Source organism: Stackebrandtia soli (genome assembly GCF_965137155.1).
GTDB classification, from domain to species: Bacteria; Actinomycetota; Actinomycetes; order Mycobacteriales; family Micromonosporaceae; genus Stackebrandtia; species Stackebrandtia soli.
This window is the reverse complement of sequence record NZ_CBCRZX010000020.1, coordinates 44,622-65,728: the sequence shown is the minus strand read 5'-3', so window position 1 is coordinate 65,728 and position 21,107 is coordinate 44,622. Positions and strand designations below refer to the sequence as shown.

The 21,107-nt window shown below is 68.0% G+C and carries 15 protein-coding genes; 7 read left to right on the top strand and 8 right to left on the bottom strand.

Going from position 1 to position 21,107, the window contains the following annotated elements:
- Positions 1–204: 204 nt before the first annotated feature.
- From ACM9NP_RS13505 to ACM9NP_RS13490, 4 genes are all read left to right on the top strand, one after another.
- On the top strand, positions 205–636 hold the full coding sequence (locus tag ACM9NP_RS13505; protein WP_415647019.1) for a hypothetical protein: 432 nt from the start codon (positions 205–207) through the stop codon (positions 634–636).
- Positions 637–1,328: 692 nt separating this feature from the next.
- Complete coding sequence (locus ACM9NP_RS13500) at positions 1,329–2,810, top strand: hypothetical protein (protein ID WP_415647018.1); 1,482 nt, start codon at positions 1,329–1,331, stop codon at positions 2,808–2,810.
- The gene (locus tag ACM9NP_RS13495) at positions 2,807–3,946 is read left to right on the top strand and encodes an ARPP-2 domain-containing protein (RefSeq protein WP_415647017.1); all 1,140 of its coding nucleotides are present in this window, start codon (positions 2,807–2,809) and stop codon (positions 3,944–3,946) included. The genes ACM9NP_RS13500 and ACM9NP_RS13495 overlap by 4 nt, the downstream gene beginning before the upstream one ends.
- A 137-nt stretch (positions 3,947–4,083) precedes the next feature.
- Entirely contained in the window at positions 4,084–5,673 is a 1,590-nt protein-coding gene (locus ACM9NP_RS13490; RefSeq protein ID WP_415647016.1) for a tetratricopeptide repeat protein, read from the top strand.
- 2 nt (positions 5,674–5,675) lie between these two features.
- Here the strand turns inward: ACM9NP_RS13490 and ACM9NP_RS13485 are convergent, their stop codons facing one another.
- The 5 genes from ACM9NP_RS13485 to ACM9NP_RS13465 form a co-directional block, all read right to left on the bottom strand.
- The gene (locus ACM9NP_RS13485; protein ID WP_415647015.1) at positions 5,676–6,077 is read right to left on the bottom strand and encodes a hypothetical protein; all 402 of its coding nucleotides are present in this window, start codon (positions 6,075–6,077) and stop codon (positions 5,676–5,678) included.
- 460 nt (positions 6,078–6,537) lie between these two features.
- A complete protein-coding gene (locus ACM9NP_RS13480; protein WP_415647014.1) occupies positions 6,538–7,722 on the bottom strand; it encodes a MerR family transcriptional regulator in 1,185 nt (394 codons plus the stop codon).
- Between the two features lie 320 nt (positions 7,723–8,042).
- Positions 8,043–10,115 carry a hypothetical protein gene (locus tag ACM9NP_RS13475; RefSeq protein WP_415647013.1) on the bottom strand — a complete coding sequence of 691 codons (2,073 nt, stop codon included), beginning with the start codon at positions 10,113–10,115 and terminating at the stop codon, positions 8,043–8,045.
- Positions 10,116–10,814: 699 nt separating this feature from the next.
- On the bottom strand, positions 10,815–11,150 hold the full coding sequence (locus ACM9NP_RS13470) for a hypothetical protein (protein WP_415647012.1): 336 nt from the start codon (positions 11,148–11,150) through the stop codon (positions 10,815–10,817).
- A 54-nt stretch (positions 11,151–11,204) separates the two neighbouring features.
- A complete protein-coding gene (locus tag ACM9NP_RS13465) occupies positions 11,205–12,734 on the bottom strand; it encodes a dolichyl-phosphate-mannose--protein mannosyltransferase (protein WP_415647011.1) in 1,530 nt (509 codons plus the stop codon).
- Positions 12,735–13,257: 523 nt separating this feature from the next.
- Here ACM9NP_RS13465 and ACM9NP_RS13460 point away from each other — a divergent pair.
- Both ACM9NP_RS13460 and ACM9NP_RS13455 read left to right on the top strand, forming a co-directional pair.
- Positions 13,258–13,893 (top strand): SMI1/KNR4 family protein, encoded by a 636-nt coding sequence (locus tag ACM9NP_RS13460; protein WP_415647010.1) that lies wholly within the window; start codon positions 13,258–13,260, stop codon positions 13,891–13,893.
- A gap of 42 nt (positions 13,894–13,935) precedes the next feature.
- Positions 13,936–14,154: a hypothetical protein gene (locus tag ACM9NP_RS13455; RefSeq protein ID WP_415647009.1), complete on the top strand. Its 219-nt coding sequence runs from the start codon at positions 13,936–13,938 to the stop codon at positions 14,152–14,154.
- 67 nt (positions 14,155–14,221) lie between these two features.
- On the opposite strand, the gene ACM9NP_RS13450 is transcribed toward ACM9NP_RS13455, so the two are convergent.
- The gene (locus ACM9NP_RS13450) at positions 14,222–18,673 is read right to left on the bottom strand and encodes a hypothetical protein (RefSeq protein WP_415647008.1); all 4,452 of its coding nucleotides are present in this window, start codon (positions 18,671–18,673) and stop codon (positions 14,222–14,224) included.
- On the bottom strand, positions 18,670–19,548 hold the full coding sequence (locus ACM9NP_RS13445; RefSeq protein ID WP_415647007.1) for a DUF4132 domain-containing protein: 879 nt from the start codon (positions 19,546–19,548) through the stop codon (positions 18,670–18,672). Before ACM9NP_RS13445 ends, ACM9NP_RS13450 begins: the two co-directional genes overlap by 4 nt.
- A gap of 129 nt (positions 19,549–19,677) precedes the next feature.
- On the opposite strand from ACM9NP_RS13445, the gene ACM9NP_RS13440 reads away from it, so the two are divergent.
- On the top strand, positions 19,678–20,430 hold the full coding sequence (locus ACM9NP_RS13440) for a MerR family transcriptional regulator (protein ID WP_415647033.1): 753 nt from the start codon (positions 19,678–19,680) through the stop codon (positions 20,428–20,430).
- Positions 20,431–20,749: 319 nt separating this feature from the next.
- Here the strand turns inward: ACM9NP_RS13440 and ACM9NP_RS13435 are convergent, their stop codons facing one another.
- Positions 20,750–21,076 (bottom strand): FmdB family zinc ribbon protein, encoded by a 327-nt coding sequence (locus ACM9NP_RS13435; protein ID WP_415647006.1) that lies wholly within the window; start codon positions 21,074–21,076, stop codon positions 20,750–20,752.
- Between the last annotated feature and the right edge of the window lie 31 nt (positions 21,077–21,107).

Sequence of the window (21,107 nt, the reverse complement as noted above, 5' to 3'; positions counted from 1 at the left end):
CGCCATCTCGCGCCCATCCTCGTTCCCAGGGTTCGAAGGAGGGTGACGCTGCCACGGGGCGGCGCCACGGGGCCGCCTCCATGGCATCGAATATTGTCGATGTCGTGCTCGTCGCGGACGAGCCGATGCCGACGCTTCCGCGACCCCACCGGGCGCCCCACGCGGCTATCCTCGGTCGACACCTCCCGGCAACGAAGGACAACCATGAGCCGCACCGCCTACCGCAAACTGTTGCTCGCCACATTCACCGGTGATTTCGCCGAGGTCGACCGCATCAGTGCCGAGATCGGCGAGATCGCTTGGCAGGACTCGGGTCTGCTGATCTCGGCCGTGTTCGGTCTCGCGATCGAGGAGCGTTTCCCCGGCCCCGTCGACGTCGAGACGATCGACGCCTTCGTCGAGGCGGCCTGCGCGGACTTCGCCGCCGCCCAGCCGCCGCTGGACGCCCGGGTCGCGGGCGACGTGGTGCGGATCGCGCTCGGGGAGGACGTCCCGGTCGATCGGTTGAACTCCATGCAGAGCATGCAGGTCCAGGTGGCGTTGACGCACAAGGTCTTCGCCGACGGGAAGAAGTCGCCAGAGGACATCGACGAACTGCTCGAACGCGCGGAGAACCTGCTCGACCTGACCGCCTGAACCGATGGCCGAACCCGGGATCGTCGTTCCCGCAGGCGATGGACGACGTCCCCGCGCGGTCGGGAGGTGTCGGCCTGGTGGGGCGTTGAATGCGTCCGAGTTTCTCTGCTCGGTCCGACAGTGAAGACGCACCAAGCCGGGGAACCGCGCAACCGACAGACGGCACTTTGCCCGAACCTTGAGCGCAGAGGTCTCTTCTCGCGGCTTGGTGGGTCTTCCCTCCTGACACTGTGGAAAGGCGCATTCCCGTACGCCGCCCCACCAAGCCGATCGTGGTCGAGACGGCGCGGACGGTTGGCGGGAGCGTGTGGTCGACTGCGCGTTGTCGGCTGACTCGGTGGGCACTACGACCGCACCCGACACCTACGTGGGGGCCGGAGTATCGGCTTGGTGGGGCGTTGAATGCGTCCGAGTTTCTCTGCTCGGCCCGACAGCGAAGACGCACCAAGCCGGGGAACCGCGCAACCGACAGACGGCACTTTCCGAACGCCGAGTGCGGAACTCAGATGGCGCCTTAGTGGAGGGTCGGTGGTCGTTTATCGGCTGCGTCGTTGGCGACCGGTCGATATAGTCGCGATGCCGAGCGCGGGACTTGTATTTGCGACTCCCGGACTCATCTTCGCAATGATGCTCAAGCTGCTCGCTTCTCCGCTCCTCGCTCGGCACCCCTTCCCCTCCCCGAGCGAAGAGCCATGACCGAGACCTTCGACGACCTGATCGCCTGCGAAGACGTGCTGCTGTTCGTCAACGCCGCCGTCGCGGCGACCGGCCAGCGCGAGTTCTACGACGGTGCGGAGGAACAGTCGATGTCGCTGGACTTCCTGCACGACTACATGCACGTCAACTACCGCGAGCTGTACACGTCCTGTCTCGCGCTCGGAGTCAACGACCACAACGCGGCGCTGATCATTCGGCGCCTCCTGCGCACCCCGACGGACTGTCCGTCCCCATCGCGTCCGCTGGAGGGGCGGCTGATCGCGGGGCGGCTCGCGGAGATGGCGCCGCAGCGGGCGTACCGCCTGTTCGAGGGGCTGGCGCGGGATCGCGTCAACAACCGGCGGACGCGCGCGATCATCCGCGAGTGGATCGCCGCTCGACCGGACCCGTTCCTCGACGTCGTGAAGTACCGCAACGGGGCACGCGTCGCCGCCCGGCACGCCCACCTCGACTTCGCCGACGAACGCGTTCCGCACGCCCGCGAACGCGGACGCTTCCTGTTCCCCGGCAAGCAGCACAAGCCCTACCGGAGCGAGCTGTTGAACAGCTGGCTCGCCGCGCACTACTCGAAGAGCGCCGTCTACGACCTGCCGTTCTCGATCGCGGAGGGCTTCGCGGCGCGACACGGCATTCCGCGTGCGGCCTTCCTGGAGCGGATGCGCTCGCGGATGACGAGGCTCGAACGCCTGAGGCTCAACGACTCCGCCGGGAAGGTCGGCGTCGACACGCGGGGCTTGCGAAACGCGTCACTGACCCGGGTTGCGTCCTATGTGCTTGGTATGCCGGTGGAGGAGCGGATCGAACGCCGGGCCGAGCTGACGGACGCGTTGAACGCCGCCGCTCACCGCGCCACTCGGGGAACGCCGTTCTCAGACGTGCGCCGCGTCGTCGCCGTCCTCGACGACAGCTATTCGAGTTTCGGTTCGCCCGACAAGCGCAATCGTCCGTTGGCGGTCACGCTCGCGACGCACCTTCTGCTCGCCGCGTCCGCGCCCGAGTACACGGGACTGTGGCTGAGCGGGCGCACCGACGCGCTGCTGTCCGTCCCCAGTGGGGCGACGTCGCTCGGGACGCGCATCGTCGACGCGCTCGAACTGCGACCCGACCTGCTCGTCATCGTCTCCGACGGCTGGGACAACGCGCCGGCCGGACTCGCCCAGGCCGTCCTCCACACGTGGCGTCGGCGCCTGGACCCGGACCGCGCAACGACCGTCGTCCACCTCAATCCGGTGTACAACGCGTCGGAGTACACGGTGCGGAGGCTCGCGACCGGCGTCCCGACCGTCGGCATCCGCGACGCCGAGGACGCTCCGACCCTGATCGAACTCGCCCGTTTCGCCGACGGCAGGGTCGGCCTTCCCGAGCTTCGCGCCCACCTGGCGCGGCGCACGGCCGACTACCTGAGCACCGTCTCCGCCCCGCGCGCGACGGGACGAACTCCGGGAGATCCGACATGAGACTAGACCTGACCGGTCTGACGGTGGGTCCGTCGCAGGAATGGGGGAACATCCGTCTCGTTCCGCTGCTTCGGGACCGGCCCATCGAGGGCCTGCGGCTCGACGCCCGCCTGTACGACGACGACATGACCATCGTGGACCTCGACGGCCGGACCTCGTACCTGTCGTACATTCCGCACGGCTTCGTCGCGACCTGGGGTGAGGACGAGGTCGGCGCCGCGTACGGCACGCAGCTGCGCGGATCGAAACGACCGGCGGTACCGCATTCCCGCATCGCCGTCAAGAAGCGGATGGCACGTCGCGTCGCCACGAACCGGCTCCGCTTCCTGCCGCTGCACCTCGCGATCGAAGGCTACTTGTCCCTCCATTTCGGAGGGCCCACGATCGCCTGGGAATCATGGTCACAGCAGGCGATCCGGCGTGGCCTGTCCCCGCGCGTGGAGCAGGCGTACTCGGGCGGCCAGGTCTCCGGACTGTCCGACGCGCTCCGGGTGTTCGAGATCCTGTCCGACCAATGTGGCGTGATCGTCTACGTCGCCGACGCATTCGCGTCCGCGTTCGTCACCCCGGACGCGCGCGACTACCGGGCACTGCACCCGACACTCGTTCGGGACCTGTACGGGGAACTCGTGTGGCAGTACGGCCTGGTGGCGCGGCCGGTTCCGCCCGTCCCCGTCGGCTGGGACGACGCGTACGTCGACGACCTCAACGACATCCGACGCAACGTCACCCGCCTGGAGCGCGAGTGGGAGTCGTTCCACAATGACTCGATGGCGGTCGAACTGTTGCGCTCCAACGAGTTCAGTGCCGAACGGATCTACAAGCTGGGGACGTTCACGCTCTCCCGCTTCACGCCGTCGTTCGCACGCGACACCCAAAGCCACGTCGGCGAGTACATAACCGACCACAAAGGTCGAATTGCGTACCTCAAGACCTTCAAGTTGTCGACCGCCCAAGCCCGACGCGGATGGACGCTGAACCAACTCGCCGACGCCGACTGGGACCTCGATCGGGCGGCCGAAGCGGCCGGAACCAGCACTTCCGACATGGTGAACCGCCTCGACAGACTCGGCTACGGCTTCCTCGTCCGCGAGGACCTGCTCCACAGGTTCCGCGGCCGTCGTCGCGCTTCCTGACCGTTCCGCTCCATAGCGTGAGCCGACGCCGCGACGACGACGGCTCGGCGGCCGTGTTGTTGTATTGGGGCACAATGTTTCGAAGTGCCGAGGTATCGCACCGTCGGCGCGGCCGACCGCGAACAGGGGAGCGCTCAATGACGGCAGGAACCGGCGACGTCATTCAACCGGCCACACACGACGGCGACGGTGTCGACGTCGTCGCGGCGGCGATCGCCAGACGCGGGCCGGACGCCGACCCCGTCGACGTCGGCGGTGACCTCGATCAACTCGCGCTCGCGCTGGACGCGCTCGGCCGTCACGCAGAGGCGCTCGCGGCCTCCGCAGCCGCCGTCACCGCCGTGCGGAGCGTCGCGTCGGCGCGCGGGCGCCGCGCCGCCGTGACCGTCCTCGGGCACTACGCCCAGCATCTGGAGAACTCCGGCCGGCACCGCGAGGCCCTCGCCGCCGCCGCAGAATCGGTCCACATCGCACAAACGCTACTGCGATCCGAGGACGACGAGGTCGGCCCCGGAGACCGCGCGGCGCTCGCCACCGCCGAGGGGCGCCTCGCCGCGCACCTCGCCGCCAACGACCTTCCGACCGAGGCCCTCGACGCGGCGCGAGCCGCGGTCGCTCGTTACCGCTCCCTCGTCGAAGACGACGCCGTGTACGAACTCGGCCTCGCCACCGCGCTCAACGGCCTCGGCAATCGACTCGCCGCCGCCGGTCTGGACGCCGAGGCACTCGACGCGTCCCTCGAATCCGTTCGACGCTTCCGAGGGCTCGACGCGGACGATGACGACGTCGCGCACGGTCTCGCGTCCACGCTGAACAATCTCAGCCTGAGACTGAACCGGGTGGGGCGCCACGAGGAGGCCCTGGAGACGATGCGCGAATGCGCCGAGCGTTACCGGGTGCTCGTCGAACAGGACCCCGACACTCACCAGGCCGAGCTCGCGATGGTGCTCAACAACATCAGTGTCGATCTCGCGGGCACCGAGCACGTCGAAGAGGCCGCCGACACGGCCAGGCAATGCGTCGCCGTCTATCGGAAGCTCGTCGGCGAGGATCCGGAGCGCTACCACGGCCACCTGGCCACCGCGCTGCTCAACCTGGGCGGGCGTCTGTCCGAGATGGATAAGATGCAGGCCGCCCTCGAGGCGACCGAGGAGAGCGTCGGCATGCTGCGCGACCACGCCACGGAACCGCGCGGCGTCGAGCGCCTGGGCGAAGGTCTGGCGCACTTGGCGAACCGGTTCGCCGAGGCGGGCGACTTCGCCGCCGCGGTCGAGTCCAGCAACGATTCGACGACCTTGATCGAGTCCTTGGCGGCCACCGACCCGGGGCGGTACCGCTCGGCTTTGGCGGAGGCGCGGTGCGATTCGGCCGTTCTCCTGGACGAGGCCGGACGACTCGACGAAGCCGCGGCGATGGCCGAGACCGCGATCGTCGTTGTGCGGGAGCTCACGGAGGCGGACCCGGACGCGTACACGGCCACCCTCGCGGTCGTCCTCACCGATCAGGCCCGACGCCTGGATCGTCTGGGGCGCAAGGAGGAGTCGGCCGCGGCGGCCCGCGACGCGATCGTCCACTACCGATTCCTCAACGCCACCGAGCCGGAACTGTACGGGCCGTGGCTCGTCGAGGCGCTGGACGACCTCGCCGGGTCGCTGCGTGAGCTCGGACTGGACGGCGAGGCGGCCACCGCCGAGGCGGAGGCCGCCGAACTGCGTGGTTCGGAATGAGGCTACGGCCTCGATTCCTTGTTCTCGAACCATTCTCGGGAGTCGTCGAGACTGAGCAGGACCAGCACCACGGTGGACAGGATCGCTTCGGCGATCGAGGTGAAGGGTGCCTGCGCGAGCAGTATGAAGACCTGAGCGGTGATGATCAGCGCTTCGACCCCGATCAACCAGCTTCGTGCCGCGTTGTTCCGTTTGTACAGACCGAATGACAGTCCGATCAGGACCACTCCGAACACGACATAGGCGATGATCATGCCCCTGTGTTCGGCGAGGTCTCGGATCTCCTCGAAGACGAGGAGATAGGCGGCGGCGACGAGTGGGATGACGAGTTGGAGCGCAACGACAATCTGGGCGTAGATCACCGCTCTCGGCCGGGTTTCCTTGGAATAGGAGTGTTTGACCATGCCAACCTCACCTACAGCGCGAATGACGTCGAGGTCGCCCCAACCCGGCGGGTTCGGGACGTTCGCCCTCGGCGCGGTCGGTCGGGTCGTCGAACCTCCCGCACACTCACGGTGTCCGGGCGATTCTCGGCTCCGCCGACTGCCTCGGACGGTCTCCTCTCGCTCTACCCGAGGTGACGGGACAACCTCTCGAGGCACCCGTCAACTTGTCGACTCGGTCGTGTCGGAACGCGGTCGGCCGAATCACGAACGCCCGCGCACATGTGTTGTACGCGGGCGATTCCCGACCCTGCCGGGTGACGCCCGACCCGCATCCCTCGACCTGAGGTGACGGGACAGCCTCTAGTTTCTGTCGGTTGTCGACAACCGACAAGGTCAATGATACCCGAGCCGCTACTATCCGCGGTCGTCCATCATGGACTCACCATAGTGGATTGCACTTAGGTGAAGAGAGTGGACGCTACTCGTCGACCGGTTTCGTCCATGTCAGGAGGCTCGCGTCGCCCAACCGGGAGCGGGCCTCGGACCGCTCCTCGAGTGGGGACTCGCCACGGTCCAGCATGCGGCGAAGGGTCGCCAATCCCCCGGCCAGCTCGGCCGGATTGTCGCGTTCCATCCGCTCGAAGAAGCTCGTCTGCCGACGCAGCCGCTCATCGAGGATGGTCGTCGGATGAGCGCACAGGGCGGCGATCGACGCGTCCTCCATGTCCGTGAACCACAGGGGGACCACCTCCGCGCCGTCGAGAGCCCCGCTCAGTTCCGCCAGGGACATTCGCCGGTCGACCGCGAAGCGACGCATGCTCGGGAACAGGTCGTACGCCCACGTCACCTCCCGGAGATGGTCGGCGGTCAGCACCATCACCGCCAGCCGTCCACCGGGGCGGAGCACCCGGGCCGTCTCCGCGAGCGCCGCGCGCCAGTCGTCGACCTGGTGCAGCATCGACACCATCACCACCGCGTCGACGGTGCCGTCGACGCTCGGTAGCGCGGTCGCGTCGGCGGCGATGACGGGCAGGCCCTTCCGTGCGGCCTCCTCCCGCATGTCGGCGCTGACGTCGACGATGGTGGGATCCCAACCGGCGTCGCGCATCGCGACGGCGTAGTTGCCGGTTCCGCCCCCGATGTCCCACAGGACGGGGCCGGGCGCCCCACTCAGGTATCGCGTCAGACCGTCGAGAATGGAAGGGCTCGCGCCCCTGGTCGAGTCGTAACGATTGGCCTGGTTCGCGTAGTCGTGGCGCAGTTCGGGACGCAGCATCGTGGTGCTCGCAATCAGGGATAGCAGGTCGGCGCGCTCCGGCGTTTCGTCGCGCGCGAGGACGGCGCGGACGGCCGACAGGCGGTCGGCGTGCGCGCGCAGCGAGGACAGTTCGGCGTGGGTGTGGCGCAGTTGTCCGTCGACGACGTCGATCAGTGGCTCACCGGCGTCCCCGTCGAGTAGCGGGGGCATGTCCTTCAACGGAAAACCCAAGCGCCGCAACGCCTGCACGCGATAGATCCGTTCGATGTCGACGGACGAGTACCGCCGATGGCCCGTCACGGCGTCCCGCGCGGGAACGACCAGCCCGAGCCGGTCGTAATGGTGCAGCGTCCGCACGGTCAGCCCCGTCAGCGCGGCGACCTCACCCACTTCGAGTTCCTGCATGCGTCGAATGATCCACCCCTGACGTCGCGTCGGGGCAATGTCATTGTGAGGCGTGTCACCGCAGGGCGCCATCCGTTCGTACTCGGCCCCAGCCGAGCCGAAGGTGGTCTCACCTGGCCGGAGACGTTTCTCGACGTCGAGTCGAGGTTTTCGGCCGGGCGGTGTGGTCTCATTCGGTCGGTGCTCGCCTCGTCCGTCTTCTCGCTCCGGCCGGGGTGGCCGTTTCCGAGGCTTTCCGCGGTCTGAGCGGCAGTGCCACCAAGCGTGGAAGGTGACTTCCGCGCAGCGGAGCTAGGCGGGCCGGTGCGCTCGGCTCGAATTCAGAGCAGCGCCCGTGCGCTCGCGACCGAATCGGCGTCGGCGAGGATCTCCCCGTCGTCGTCCTTGCCACTGTGGTGGGTGATGCGCACGCTTCCGGGTGCCAGGCGCGCGACGATGAGGCGTGGTGGTTCGTCGTAGCGGCCACCGAGTTCCGTCAGCAGGGGTTCCAGCGTGTCCAGGTCGGTCGTCGCCGGGACGGGTTGCTGGGGCGCGGGCAGCCCCATGGTGGCGGAGTGGGGTTGCTCGCCCGCGCGTTCGATGAGGAGGCGTTTCGCCGTCGCGATCGCCGTGTCCAACCGGGCCGCCGTATCTCGGGACCCGCTCTGACGGTGCGGGGGAGTGATGTCCACATTCCAGTGTTGGGCGCCCGGCGGGGCGAGCGGGGACGTCCGCGAAGCCCCACGCGTGTCGCACAGCGACACGTACAGTTCGTAGCCGAGTCCGAAGCAGATCTGAGCCAGACCGCTGAGCGAGTGATACCGGCGGGGCGTCACGACGAGGAAACTGCGACCGCCGGGCTGGCCCCGGGTCGCCGCGGTCACGAAGCCCAGTGTCAGCTCTCGGGCGTCCATTCCACACGGTCCGACGAATCGTCCGTCGAACAGGGACGTCGCGGTCAACCCGTACGGGACGTGCGACACGTCCGCGCCGTCGATGTCGCGCCGCCGCAACAGTTCCGTGATGCGGTAATGCTGGTCGAGGCGGTAGCCGCAGTAGCCGTCGGGGAGTTCGGCGGACTCGTACGGCGTGAACGAGGCGTCGGCGTCGACGGTCCAATGCAGATGCTCGGCCTTGCCGTCGAGGTCGGTGATCGTGATGGATGCTCCATGATGGAGCCGCCCGGTCTCCTCGCACGTGTGGCAGTGCGCGACGGGCCGCGAACCGCCACCGCCGCAGTGGCGGCAGCCCGGGTCGGACTGCCCGTCGGCGTCTCGGCACGGGCAGACGGCCCACGGAGTGCCGGATTCGCAGGTGGGGCAGTCCTGGCCGGGGATGGGCTCCCCCCAGTACGACGGGTCCGGCGGCGGGTCCGTCAACGCCCACAGCAGGATCTCCTGTTCGGCGAGCCTTCCCCGCGATCGCGGCCGTACGACCGTCGTCTCTCCGTTGCGGCGCACACCCGAGATGTGCCAGGCGCCGTCGCGCCAGACCCCGGCGCCGCCGCCGTCGACCTCGATGGCGTTTCGCACCCGTTCGACGAGCGCGTCGACGGTGCCGATCGCCTCGTCGGTGACGGCGGCGCCGCGAGGTCGGATGCGGTGCGCCGGTGTCGTGTCGGGGTCGGCCCGCTGCCCGAGCGGGTGCAGGCGGGCCAGCAGCGTGCCGGGATCGGCCATTCCGATGAGCGCCGCCGGGTCGTCCTGGGCGTCCGGCAGGATGTGCCCGTGCGGAAGGGGCTGGCCCGGCAGCGCGAGGCGCAGGTCCCAGCGTCGCAGGATCGGGGCCCGGTCGGGACCGAGCCATGGTTGATATTGGACGATGAGGTCGAGACACAGCAGGTCCGCGAGGCGGCACAGGCGGGCGAGCGCCACGTCCGGCGGCGGGTTCTCCGGTGGTTGGGTGTGCGCGGTGAAGATCCAGTGGCGGTTGGCGCCGTGTCGGGCGAGCGCCCTCGCCTCGGTGGCGAGCCGCACCGAGATCGGATCGTCCGAGGAACAGTCGAGCGGTATCGGTCTGGCTCGGGCGGCCTGGGTCGGTTCGAGTTCCTTGCACCAGATCCCGCCGACGCGGTCCGCCAGTTCGTGGAGGGTCGGCTCGATGTCGAGCGCCAGTTCGGCACCGCGTCGATTCGGTGGGGCGTCGACGGCGGCGAGAACGCCGGGGATGATCGTGGCGGAGGCGATCGTCGACAGATCGAGATTGATCATGGTGAGGACGAGTTGCGCCCGGGATCTGCCGCCGCCGTCGCAGCTGAGGCAGTCACCCGACAGATCGCCCGTCCCCAGACAGTGTGGACAGTCGTCGAGGTCCGTCGAGTTCTCGATGGCCGCGCACGGACAGTCGTGCAGGACCGCGCCGTTTCCATTGCAATCGGGGCAATCGATGAGGAGTGGATCCGCGACAGAGTCCATAGTGATTAGTCCTCGGTGAGACGGGGAACCCGCCTGTGGGTGAGCCGGGTACGGGAATGGGGACGATCCCGCGCCACATGCTAGGCCGTTCTGCACGTGCACCAGGGCTGACACGCCGTAGCGCGTTGACACATTGGCGCCAGATGTTCGCGGCGCGGGAGGAGCTCCGCGGGAGTGCGCGTCGTACGGCGCCGAGGACTCCACAGTGAAGGCCTTCGACCGGCCGGGGGCTCCTCGTCGTCGGCGCGATCGCAACGTCGGCGCGCCAAGTGTTCTCGTCGTGTCGCCGGTGGCGAGCGAGATCGAGAAGGATCTCGACGGTCCTCATCGCCGCGACGTCTCGACGACCACGTCCGGATCACCTTCTACGGACGATGCCGGGCGGTCCGCTACACCGGCCGGCGTTGGTCCAATGTGCGTCCGTGGTCGCGGGCGCTGCGAACTGGGGCGTTGTCAGCGAGAAGGGCGAGGTCCGGCGTGATTCTCCCGGGCACACGACCGCTCGCCACTGATCGGTTCCGTGTTGAGTCCGGAATGACCCGGTCTCGTCCGATCAGGGGCGAGCGGCTGTGCTGGAGTAGCGCCGTATGCGCGAGACGCGCGAGCCTGGGGGGAGGGGGTGGCCCGCGACGTCCGCTGTCAGCAATGGTGCGCGCCGTCGGCACGAGAAACGCACGGCGAGAGCACGAGGCGGCCGTGTCAGTCGAAATCGTCGAGTGGTTCGACTTCCAGCACCGTGTGTTGGATCGGGTGAATCGAGACATGGACGAGTGTGCACGCGGTGACCCGTCCCCGGATCACGGCCGTGACCGACAGGTCGTCGCGCGGCGCGAGAAGGAAGCCTCCGTGTCGGCCCCGACCGCTGACGTGCACCTCGTCGGCGTATCGAATGCCGGAGTCGAGATCGTGCACGACGGGAGACCGACTCGGATCCCCGACGGGCTCGTTCGGGCCCGGCCGGGGCGCGGCGAACGTCGTCACCTCGATCCGGTGCCCCACCGGGATCGGCGCCGGAAAGTCGAGCCGCACACGCATACGAAAGCCCCCGTCATCCGAAGGCACCCTATCGAGCGGTGCCCGCCGAGCGGGTCAGATCCACCGCGAGTCGAGCCACATCCGGTGATGCCAGTCGTCGTACGGCATCGGCTGGCCCGTGTACAGCGGCCAGAAGTACGCGAAGCACAACGCGATCAGGATGACGATGCCACCGACGACGAGCGCCCCCGCCAGACGTCGCTCCGGCGACGCCTGCGCCGGGCCGACGATCATCCCCAACGCGAACACCACCGCCATGACCAGGAACGGCTCGGCGGGCAGCGTGTAGAAGAAGAACATCGTCCGCTCGGGGTACATCAGCCACGGAGCGATCCCCGCGAAGACTCCGCCGAGGATCGCCCAGCCGCGCCAGTCCCGTTTGACGATGGAGAACCAGACGAGCGCGATCAACGCCGGTACGAACGCCCACCACAGCAACGGAGTTCCCAGCAACAGCACCTCGGACGCGCACCGGGCGGCCCCACAGTCCACATCGGAAGACCAGAAGAACGCGACCGGCCGGGCGTTGAACATCCACTCCCACGGCCAGGACTGATACGTGTGCTCGGACGTCAACGTCTCATGGAACTCGAGCACGTCCAGGTGGTACTGCCACAGGTTGTACAACGGGCCGATGACGGGCGGTTCGTCGTGTCCGTTCTCAGCCAACCAATGCCGGAACGACCCCTTGTCCGACGCGAACCAGCCCCACCAGGTCGACAGGTACGTCACGATCGACGTCACGCCGAACACGAACATCCAACCCGTCTCGTCGATGAACGTGTCCCGGGCGGCGTGTCGCACCCCGGCGGTGCGCCGCAGTCGCCATTCCCACACGTACACGAGGACGATGAACAGCAGGATGTACCACAGGGCGCTCCACTTGACGCCCATCGCGAGACCGGACATGACACCGGCCGCGACGCGCCACCAGCGCACCGAGCGGTGCGGGCGCGCCCTACTCGGATCGAGGCCGTTCTCCAAGGCGCGCAACCAACGCGCTCGTCGGGCGTCCCGGTCGAGCACGACGCAGTAGAAGGCGCCCAGAACGAACACCATGACGAAGACGTCGAGGAGCGCGGTCCGCGACAGCACCAGGTGCAGGCCGTCCATCGACATGAGCAGGCCCGCCGCCCCGCCGAGCATCGTCGAACCGGTGAGCCGCCGCGTCAGGAGCGTGACCAGCAGGATCGAGACGACGCCCGCGACGACCGACGAGATCCGCCAGCCGAACTCGCCGTAGCCGAAGAGCCATTCGCCGAGCGCGATGCACCACTTCCCCAGCGGGGGATGCGCCACATAGGATCCCGTCGCGGCGTCGACATTCCACTCGACCCCGTGGGCGAGCATCTGGTGGGCGTCCTGCGCGTAGTACACCTCGTCGAAGATCAGGCCCTTCGGGTGCGTCAGGCCGACGAGGCGGAGCGCGGCGCCGAACGCCGTCACGATCGCGACGGTTATCCAGCCCCGCAGCCGATCCGTCGGCACACGAGGAGTCAACGCCAGACGCAGACTCGGCGGCACCGGGTCCGCGTCGGCGGGCGTCGAGGCGGGTGGTCGCTCGTCCACGGCTGCGGAGCTCATCCTGGCGATCTTAGAGCGTGCGGGCGACGGCGCTAGCGTTCACCGTTGCCGTCGCGCGCGAACGCGGTATCGGCGCCGCGTACGCGGCATGGGACGCACCGGTCGGGATCCGTGTGGCGGCGGACCCGACGGCGTTCTGCCGTGGGGACATCGGCGTTCGTTCGCGGTGCGGCGCTCGTGGCGAGGCAGGTCGCCGACCGAATGCGGCGGCACGAGACACACAGCTCCCGAAGAGCACCATCACCCCATACGCGACCGCTTCGCCACCGACGCGACCGCCCATTTTCGGCTTGGTGGGTCGACGTACGCGACCGGAACACGATGTACGGGCGGGAAGAAAGACCCACCAAGCCGGGAAACGCGAGCACCCACCAACCCGCACGGCCCGCAAGCCACCGATCCAGCAGAATTCACCTCCCCGGCTTGGCGCCGTGCCGGTCCTCCCTCGTTTTGTCGCGCGCTTCCGGCCGACTTGCCGCGATCGGGTAGAACGGGAGTCCGTGACCGCCGACGAAGGTGACCGATGAACCGTTTGACGCGACAGTTGACCGAGGTCCTCGGCCCCGGAATGGCGGTGCCCGAGGAACTCGACCGCCTGTACGGCTGGATCGAGACGCACGCGACCGTCACGGACCACGAAGGATTCCTCAGTGGATTCCTGGACGTTCCCGACGATTCGGGGTACGCCACCAACATCGAGTTCCGTGCCGACGGGACCGACTGTCTCGAGCACTGGTTCGGGACGGACGACCGCGCCGTCCTCGATCGGGTGTGCGTCTTCGCTCAGACGGGAGGCGACGGGTCGATGGCGGCACTGTGGATCGACGATGACGGTCGCCAGCGCATCGTCCACATGGGTTCCGGCTCGGGCTCCACCGCCGTCTGTGTGCTCGGTGAGACGCCGCTCGACTTCCTCAGGTTGGTCGCCATCGGCTATGACGAGTTGTGCTGGTCGCGCGAATGGTCCGGCCCGCCCACCTTCGACGAGATCGACGGCGAGACCCCGCGTGACCCGGATTGCGCCTACCGCCGTTGGCTGCTCGCCGAGTTCGACACGACGATTCCCGAACGGGCGCTGGACCTCGTCACACTCGCCGAGATGGAGGACGAGGATCCGAGTGACCCGTTCGCCCGCTGGCTGACCACGATCGACGCCTGAGCGCGGGAAGCCCGATGGCACTGGCGGGGTAGCTTCGCCGCCATGACCATGACTTGCACGTGTTGCTCGAGTACCAGCTTCGAACCGGGCTTCATGGCCGATAGCGGCCAGAACGCCCAGGGCTACGGACGATGGATCGCCGGCACGCTCGAACGCGGCTTCCTCGGTGGAGCGAAGACCATGGGCAGAGGAAAACTCGCCGTCGAGGCATTCCGCTGCACGAACTGCGGGCACCTGGAACTGTTCGCCCGCCAGGAATGACGCCGCCGCGCGAGGGCGGTCGGCCCGCCACCCCGGCTTCTCGGGCCAGGGTGGCGGGGTCGGCGTCCTACTTGGGGCCGTCGCCCGACTTCACCAACTCCCACGCCCGCGTGAACAGGGCTGTGTAGGTCGTGTGTGGAGTGAGCCGGGCGTGGCCCGGGTTCGGGTACAGCTTCTTCTTCCACGTCTCGTATGGCGCGCGTGGTGCCTTCTCGGTCTTCCAGCCACCGGGGATGAACAATCCACGCCCGGCTCGGGCCCGCTTCGCCTCCAGTACCAGATCCGTCGAAGCGAGCTCCGTGATCGCCTTCTTGTGACGTGCGGCCTTCCAATCATTCCACATGCGAATGTCCTGGTCGGTCGGGTTGAACACGGTGAGCAGCTGGAGATACAGCGTCGCCGCGTCCTCGCCGAGCGCGTGGGCGTCCATCACGGCGGTGACGACGTCCGGCGCGCTCACTCGTGGATCGGCGGCGAAACGTCCCGCCGGGATGGACGCCGCGTGCGCCGCGAACGCCGTCGCGTCGTCCCCGCGCAGCCAGTCCGTTTCGGCGACCTCGCCGCGCGAGTCCATCGCCCGAAGGGTGTCGCCGAACACGTCATCGGTCAACAACGCGGGCCGGAAACTCACCGAATAATAGGACCACTGGAAGCCCCAGGCCGAAGCGACGATGAGCCCCGCGTCCATCCGCTGGCCTCTGCCGTTGGTCGAGGGTTCCCAGTCTCCGGTCAACAGCTCCTCCGGGAAGGAGGACGTGGGGAACGTTCCCAAGCTCCGCGTGACCGTTTGATCCTTCAGCGCCTCGCGAACGCGTTCCAACACGGCCGGGAACCCCGACAGGTACGCGCTGCCACCGGGCATTCGGCTGTACGCCCACACCAGCGCCGTGTGCAGCAGCCCGACGAGTGAGGAGTCGACCGGTTCCGGCCTGGACGGGTCGAGTGTTCCGGAGAGGTGCCGCAGGATCGTTCCGATCCGACCGGCGATGCCGAGCTTCTCCAGACGGAGCACGTCCTCGTCGGAGATCTCCGGGTACGCCCCATGGCTCTCGATCCAGACGTCGGCGAGCCGATCGGCGAACCGGCGCTGATCGAAGACGAGGGTCGCGTCGGTGTCGAGGGCGCGTTCGTACATGTTGGCCCACAGTTGATTCCGGACGGGTGCCAACCGGATTTGAGCGGCCGTGGCCTGTTTCGTGGAGATCCCAAGCTGTTCGCGGATCTCCTTTCCGAGGAAGTCCTTTTCGTAGGCTTCGAAGTTCGGAAGCCCCACCAGGAGCAGGATCGCGGCCGAACGGCCGAGACCGGTGCGCCCCGCGAGCGTCGCGACGGCCTCCTCGTCTAGTTCCATGACCGGGGTGGACTTGGTGGCGGCGGCGTACTCGGCGAGTCGTTCCGGGTTGCCCCAGGTCGGGGTCAACGTCCGTATCGTCGTCGGTTCCACCGGCCGCTCCGGCTCGCCCATCTCGATGAAACTGAGATGGGGCATCCCGTTCATCCTTCGCGCGTTGAGCGTCGCGAACAACGATCCGGAGGCGGCCGAGCCTCGCTGGATGTGCTGTTCCGTTTGAACCACGCCGTAACGCACGTTCCCCGACAGAAGGGGGCTCGTCGACAGGTTCACGAACAGTTGACGCACCGACGCCCGGGTCTCATCCGTGTAGATGGGGCTGACACCGCGCACCGCGAGGACGGCGAGTCGGTTGAGCGCGTCGAGGCCGGTCTCGCTGATGTTGTTGGACCGGGCCGTGACGATGTCCGTCGCGCCGGTGAGCAAGAGCGTCAGAACCCTGGTGGTGGTGGCCAGCGTCGCGTTGCGCGAGTAGCGTCCCTCCAAGCCCGTCACGGCGGGCGCCAAGGCCTCAACGGAGACGGTGGTCTCGTCCACCGGCAGCGGTGCCTGCTCTTGCGTTTTCGGAGGATCGAGCGCGAGGGCTCGGCGGTCGATCACGTCCCGAGCGGTGAGCACGAGCCTCGACACGCCGCGAGCCAGCGCCGCGTCGGTGATCCCGAGTTCGGCGATCGCCTTGTCCAACGGGGTCGGTTCCGACGGCGGTTCGGTCTCCTTCGTCGCGGGCTTCTCGGCGGCGGCGATCAACGTGGCGACCTGCTCGTCGGTGATGTCACGGAGAAGCCTCGACGTCCTCGGATCACGTGCGCGCAGGAAGTGCCAGAACGCCGTCGGCGGCATCAGGCCGGTGGAGAACGTGAACGGATGACCGTCCTCATCGGTCAGATTGTGACGCGACGTCCCGTCGACGACCATCCGATGTGAACGCTCGGGGATGTCGAGCACGCCCCATGGTTCCGTCCACCGTGAACTGAACGCGTGTCGCCCGTCCATGCCGGTGACCGAGATCCCGTTGGGGTGTCGCGCCACGTGGAACCCGATCAGGCCGCCGTCGGTGCCCAGCGGTGTCTCCGCCATGCCCGGCTGGAGCGGCGCGAGGCTGCTGAGCTGAGGGTCCCACTTGCCTGGTGAGGTGAGCGGCGCGCGCGGCCAAGGGGCGTTCGGCAGTCGGTTCACCCAACCGTCCACGCCCTTGACCCCGTGGGAACGCGTCTCCCAGTAGTTCGTTCCGTCGCTGAGGAAGTCGGCCGAGGGCGCCATCCACCGGTCACCACGTCGCTGGGGGCCGTTCGACGTGAGTCGGGCGCCGTCGGCGTCCAGCATGCAGAAGCCCCGGACGCCGCGACTGTCCCAGTACTGGGCGGTCGACGAATGGACCGCCTCCGGCTCATTGCTCCAATAGAGACGAATATCGTTGTTCTCGCGCCATGCCACGAAGAACGCGCCGTCCGAGTAGCGCACGATGGGCGATTGCTTGGATCGCCCGGCGGGCAGTCGCAACTCGTGCTCGGCGACCCTCCCCTGTGGTCCGATCGCGATGGCCTTGATCATGTTGTAGACGACGAGAACGGGCCAGCTGCTCGTCACCTGGACCGAGGTCCCGAGTTCCCTGACCGCGGCGTCGAAGTCGGGCCAGTGAAGTTCGTCGATGAGGCCCATGTGGAGTGATCGACGGACGGCGGCGGTCAGATCGACGGAGGTGACCTTGGGGATGAACTCGGGGTCGGTGGCGCCGCCGGCCTTCAGATAGGCGTTGACCGAGACCATGGCGGCGGGCACGCCTCCGATCTCACCTTCCTCGCGCAGATCGGAGAGCCATTCGCGGACGGCCGGACGAAGCTTCTTCGCGCCGACCACGTCGCCTCGCGACGTGCTCAAGGCCCTCGAGACGAGCTTGCGAAAGTGCGGATCCTCCATCAATGGGGCGATGTCCGTCGTGCCGCTGACGTTCCACGCGGCCAGATTGAGGTTGCTGTTCGCGATGGGCGGCGCGACCTGGATGCCGTTGGAGAGACACAGACTCACGAGATCGATGTTGACCGCCGCGTATCGGGAACCGCCCAGGTTGACCGGTGACTTGCACAGCGGCGCGAGCTGTTCGACCCACCCGGCGACCCTGGACGGCGCCATGCCGCTGCGCGGCCCCTGCAACTTGGAGCCCAACTGTTCCAGCCAGCTGACGGCCGCGTCCGGGGTGTCGAGTGCGGCGGGGCCGCCGATGTCCTCCAGCAGTTCCAGCCACCAGTCGATGAACGCGTGGTGCTCGGCGGTCTTGTACGTCTGCGAGCTGGGGAACAGGTGGAGGAGCGTCCGCCGGTGTTTGGCGTCCCGGGTGCCCAGTTCGACGAGCGTCGACCGGCTCTCCTTCCACAGTGCCACCGGCGCCGACTTCATGACCGGAGCGTCGAGGATCTCGGCGAACAGGCGCCGTTCGGCCTCGGCCGCGTTCTCTCCCGCTTCGGTGTTCAGGCGACGCCACTGTTTCGACATCGCTGCCCACGGCGGCTGGCCGCCGCGGATTCGACCGATGGCCAGCTCCGCGAACACGTCCCTGGCGTGTGTGGCCGAGTGCTTCGCCGACAGTTCGTCGAAATAGGACGTCAGCGCCTTGACCGTCAGCGCCCCCGCGAGGGCGAATTCCAGATAGGACTCACGGCGCAGGCTCTCGTCGATCGGCAGCGCGTAGACCGCCTCGTTCTCGCGCGCGCGGCCGAACATGCGGCCGGCGAAATGGGCGCGGCCGGCACCTGTGAACAACCGCCCCGCCTGTTCGTAGAAACTCGGCAGATGGGTGTGCGGCAGTTTGTTCGCGATGACGATGAACGAGCGCTCGGCTTTCGCGGGGGAACCGACGGCCGTCTTCGCGGCGCGCTCCATCTCCCGAAGCGCGCCCAGCGCCACCTGTCCGTTGGCAGGGTCGTTCACGAGGGCCCAAGCCGGGTACTCAAGTCCATGCAGGACCGTGCGAGAGCGCGGGGCGGACACGGTCGGTTCGCCGAAGCCCAGGTACGCGAGGGCTCCGTCCTCGGCTGGGGCGACGCGCTCGCCGACCAGTCGGACGACGGGACGATCCCCGAGCCCGGGGTGTTCGTACGTGCGGGCCGACAGCGGCTGACCGGTGTCTCCGTCGAGCGGCGCGAGGCCCGCTCGCAACAGGGCGTCACTCATTGGGTGGTCTTCCTTCCCGCGTAGATCAGTTCGGCCATTCGGATTCCCTCGGACCAGGCGATCGGACCGACCGCCGTCAACGGGACCGTCCGCTCGTCGGAACCGACCCACAACAGGTCACCCGTGACCGATTCGTAGTAGTCGGACGAATCGCCGATCCAAAAGCGCGCCTGCAACTCGACTCCGTCGTCGCTGGCGTGACAGATCGCGTAACTGCCGCGGATGGCGAAGCCGTAACGCGCGACGCGGGCCCGCAGTTCGCTGGGGGAGTCGAACTGTCCGTTCGCGTAGTCGCGGACGGTGTTGCCCGAGACCGACTCCGGCTTCGCGTGTACGTCGCGCGTCAGCTGAGACGCCGACTGGGCGATCCCGAGCTCGGCGGCGAACTCGCGCACATCGGCGAGGTCCTCGATGAGGACGGGGTGCGGAATGTGGATCTTCTCGGTCTCCAACCACTCCGTCTCGGCGTCGAGATTGACGACGCCGACACGTCCCGAGCCGAGCTCGCGCAGCAGTCCGGGCTCGGCCGACGGCTCGGTCGTCACCGCGAGGTCCGTCAGGGCCGCGCGCCAGGACGGGTCCGGCCACAGGTCCGCGAGCAACGCGACGGGGATCGCGAACGCGCCGAGCATCCACGTCTCGACCGTCGCGAGGCATTCGCGTTCATGGCGTTCCAGGAACTCGCGCAGCGCCAACAATTCCGTAGCTTCGGCGCTCTTCCGGACGGCAGGGGGGACCGCCTTCAGCAGGCGACCCTTCGAGTTGCGGCACACGAGAGTCGAACCGTCGAGGGCGATCTCGTGGCCGGACGGCGTGGGGCGCCAGTGCAGCGTGGCCCCTGCCGGGGGCGTTGTGGTTGATGAGGGTGGCGACATGCCGGTGATGATGGCATACGTCTGCGACACCTCGGAAAAAGCGCGAAAGTACGTCCGGAAAAGCCTTGACCTTGACGTTACGTCAAGTTCTACGGTGGTCTCATCGAGTGAATGGGAGGAGTCGACGGCATGGAGTGGTCGATCAACGACATCGTGCGGACGGCGGGAATCACCAGCCGGACGCTGCGGCATTACCACGCCATCGGCCTGCTGGAACCGAGCCGCGTCGCGTCGAACGGCTACCGCTACTACGACGAGGCGTGTCTCGTCCGGCTGCAACGCATCCTGTTGTTGCGGGACCTCGGTCTCGGTCTCACCGACATCGGTGGGGTCATCGCCGGGCAGTCCGACGCGGCGACCGCGTTGCGCTCCCATTTGGCGCTGCTCGAAAGCGAACGTGACCGCATCGGGCGCCAGATTCGGTCCGTTCGCACGACATTGACCAATGTGGAACAAGGGAGGCCCATCGTGGCCAAGGAAGCACTCGACGGTTTCGATCACACTCAGTACAAGGACGAGGTGATCGAGAAGTGGGGGCGCGACGCCTACGAGCAGGGTGACCGCTGGTGGCGCGGCCTGTCGGAGGGCGAAAAGGAGGCGTTCAAGCAGGAACAACTCGACATCGCGACCGCCTTCGCTCAGGCGCACGCCGACGGCGAGGCCCCGGACGGCGAACGCGCGCAGGCGATCACGGCGCGGCACTACGCCTGGGTCAGCGGCGGTTCGCGGGGTCGGCGCGTCTCGGCGGAGCACTTCGCGGGGCTCGGCCAGTTGTACGTCGACGACCCGCGCTTCACCGCCAACTACGACCAGCACGGCGGAGGAACGGCCGCGTTCATTCGCGACGCGATGGCCGTCTATGCCGAGACCGAACTGAGCTAGGCCGGGATCGGGAACCCGCTTCCCTCCGAATCGGAAGCCCGGACGGCCCCGTACGACGACGGNNCCCGCCGACCGGCGGGCGCCGTCCACTCGTCAGGACGCGTGGGAACTTCGCGTGCGAGCTCCGGGCGGACCCACCGCGCCCTGAGCGGACGTGGTGGGTCCGTGCCGGGAAGTGGTGTGGCCCATCGCCGAACGTCGACGGTCCGTCGACTTCGTCCCCCGGGCAAAGCGCGAGTCCTGGATCCCCCATCGGGAGGAATGTCCAGGACTCACTTCTCACCGCTCGCGGAGCGGAGGCGGATCGGTGGCGGCGCGTTCACGCGCTCGTGGTCGACGCGGCCTTCTTCGGCGAGTCCGACTTCTTCGTCTCGGACTTGGTCTCCGACTTCGACGTCGATTCGGTCTTCTTCTCGGCGGGCTTCTTGGTCGACGTGTCCTTCGACGCCGTCGAGGACGATTCGCGTCGGGCGTCGTTGCGGTAGAAGCCGGAGCCCTTGAACACGACACCCACCGAGCCGAACTGCTTGCGCAGCACCCCCGCCTCACCGCAGGCCGTGCAGTCAGTCAGGGGGTCATCGCTGAAAGACTGGTGGGCCTCAAGGTCGCTGCCGCATGCGGTGCAACGGTATTGATAGGTGGGCACGGTGCTCCTCCGAACTTGGCACTCTGGTCTT

Bases quoted from the DNA above. Each gene is read 5' to 3' on its own strand.
- ACM9NP_RS13475 (WP_415647013.1), bottom strand. From the start codon at position 10,115: ATGGACTCTGTCGCGGATCCACTCCTCATCGATTGCCCCGATTGCAAT.
- ACM9NP_RS13490 (WP_415647016.1), top strand. From the start codon at position 4,084: ATGACGGCAGGAACCGGCGACGTCATTCAACCGGCCACACACGACGGC.
- ACM9NP_RS13505 (WP_415647019.1), top strand. From the start codon at position 205: ATGAGCCGCACCGCCTACCGCAAACTGTTGCTCGCCACATTCACCGGT.
- ACM9NP_RS13440 (WP_415647033.1), top strand. From the start codon at position 19,678: ATGGAGTGGTCGATCAACGACATCGTGCGGACGGCGGGAATCACCAGC.
- ACM9NP_RS13480 (WP_415647014.1), bottom strand. From the start codon at position 7,722: ATGCAGGAACTCGAAGTGGGTGAGGTCGCCGCGCTGACGGGGCTGACC.
- ACM9NP_RS13465 (WP_415647011.1), bottom strand. From the start codon at position 12,734: ATGAGCTCCGCAGCCGTGGACGAGCGACCACCCGCCTCGACGCCCGCC.
- ACM9NP_RS13445 (WP_415647007.1), bottom strand. From the start codon at position 19,548: ATGTCGCCACCCTCATCAACCACAACGCCCCCGGCAGGGGCCACGCTG.
- ACM9NP_RS13460 (WP_415647010.1), top strand. From the start codon at position 13,258: ATGAACCGTTTGACGCGACAGTTGACCGAGGTCCTCGGCCCCGGAATG.
- ACM9NP_RS13485 (WP_415647015.1), bottom strand. From the start codon at position 6,077: ATGGTCAAACACTCCTATTCCAAGGAAACCCGGCCGAGAGCGGTGATC.
- ACM9NP_RS13470 (WP_415647012.1), bottom strand. From the start codon at position 11,150: ATGCGTGTGCGGCTCGACTTTCCGGCGCCGATCCCGGTGGGGCACCGG.
- ACM9NP_RS13495 (WP_415647017.1), top strand. From the start codon at position 2,807: ATGAGACTAGACCTGACCGGTCTGACGGTGGGTCCGTCGCAGGAATGG.
- ACM9NP_RS13450 (WP_415647008.1), bottom strand. From the start codon at position 18,673: ATGAGTGACGCCCTGTTGCGAGCGGGCCTCGCGCCGCTCGACGGAGAC.
- ACM9NP_RS13500 (WP_415647018.1), top strand. From the start codon at position 1,329: ATGACCGAGACCTTCGACGACCTGATCGCCTGCGAAGACGTGCTGCTG.
- ACM9NP_RS13455 (WP_415647009.1), top strand. From the start codon at position 13,936: ATGACCATGACTTGCACGTGTTGCTCGAGTACCAGCTTCGAACCGGGC.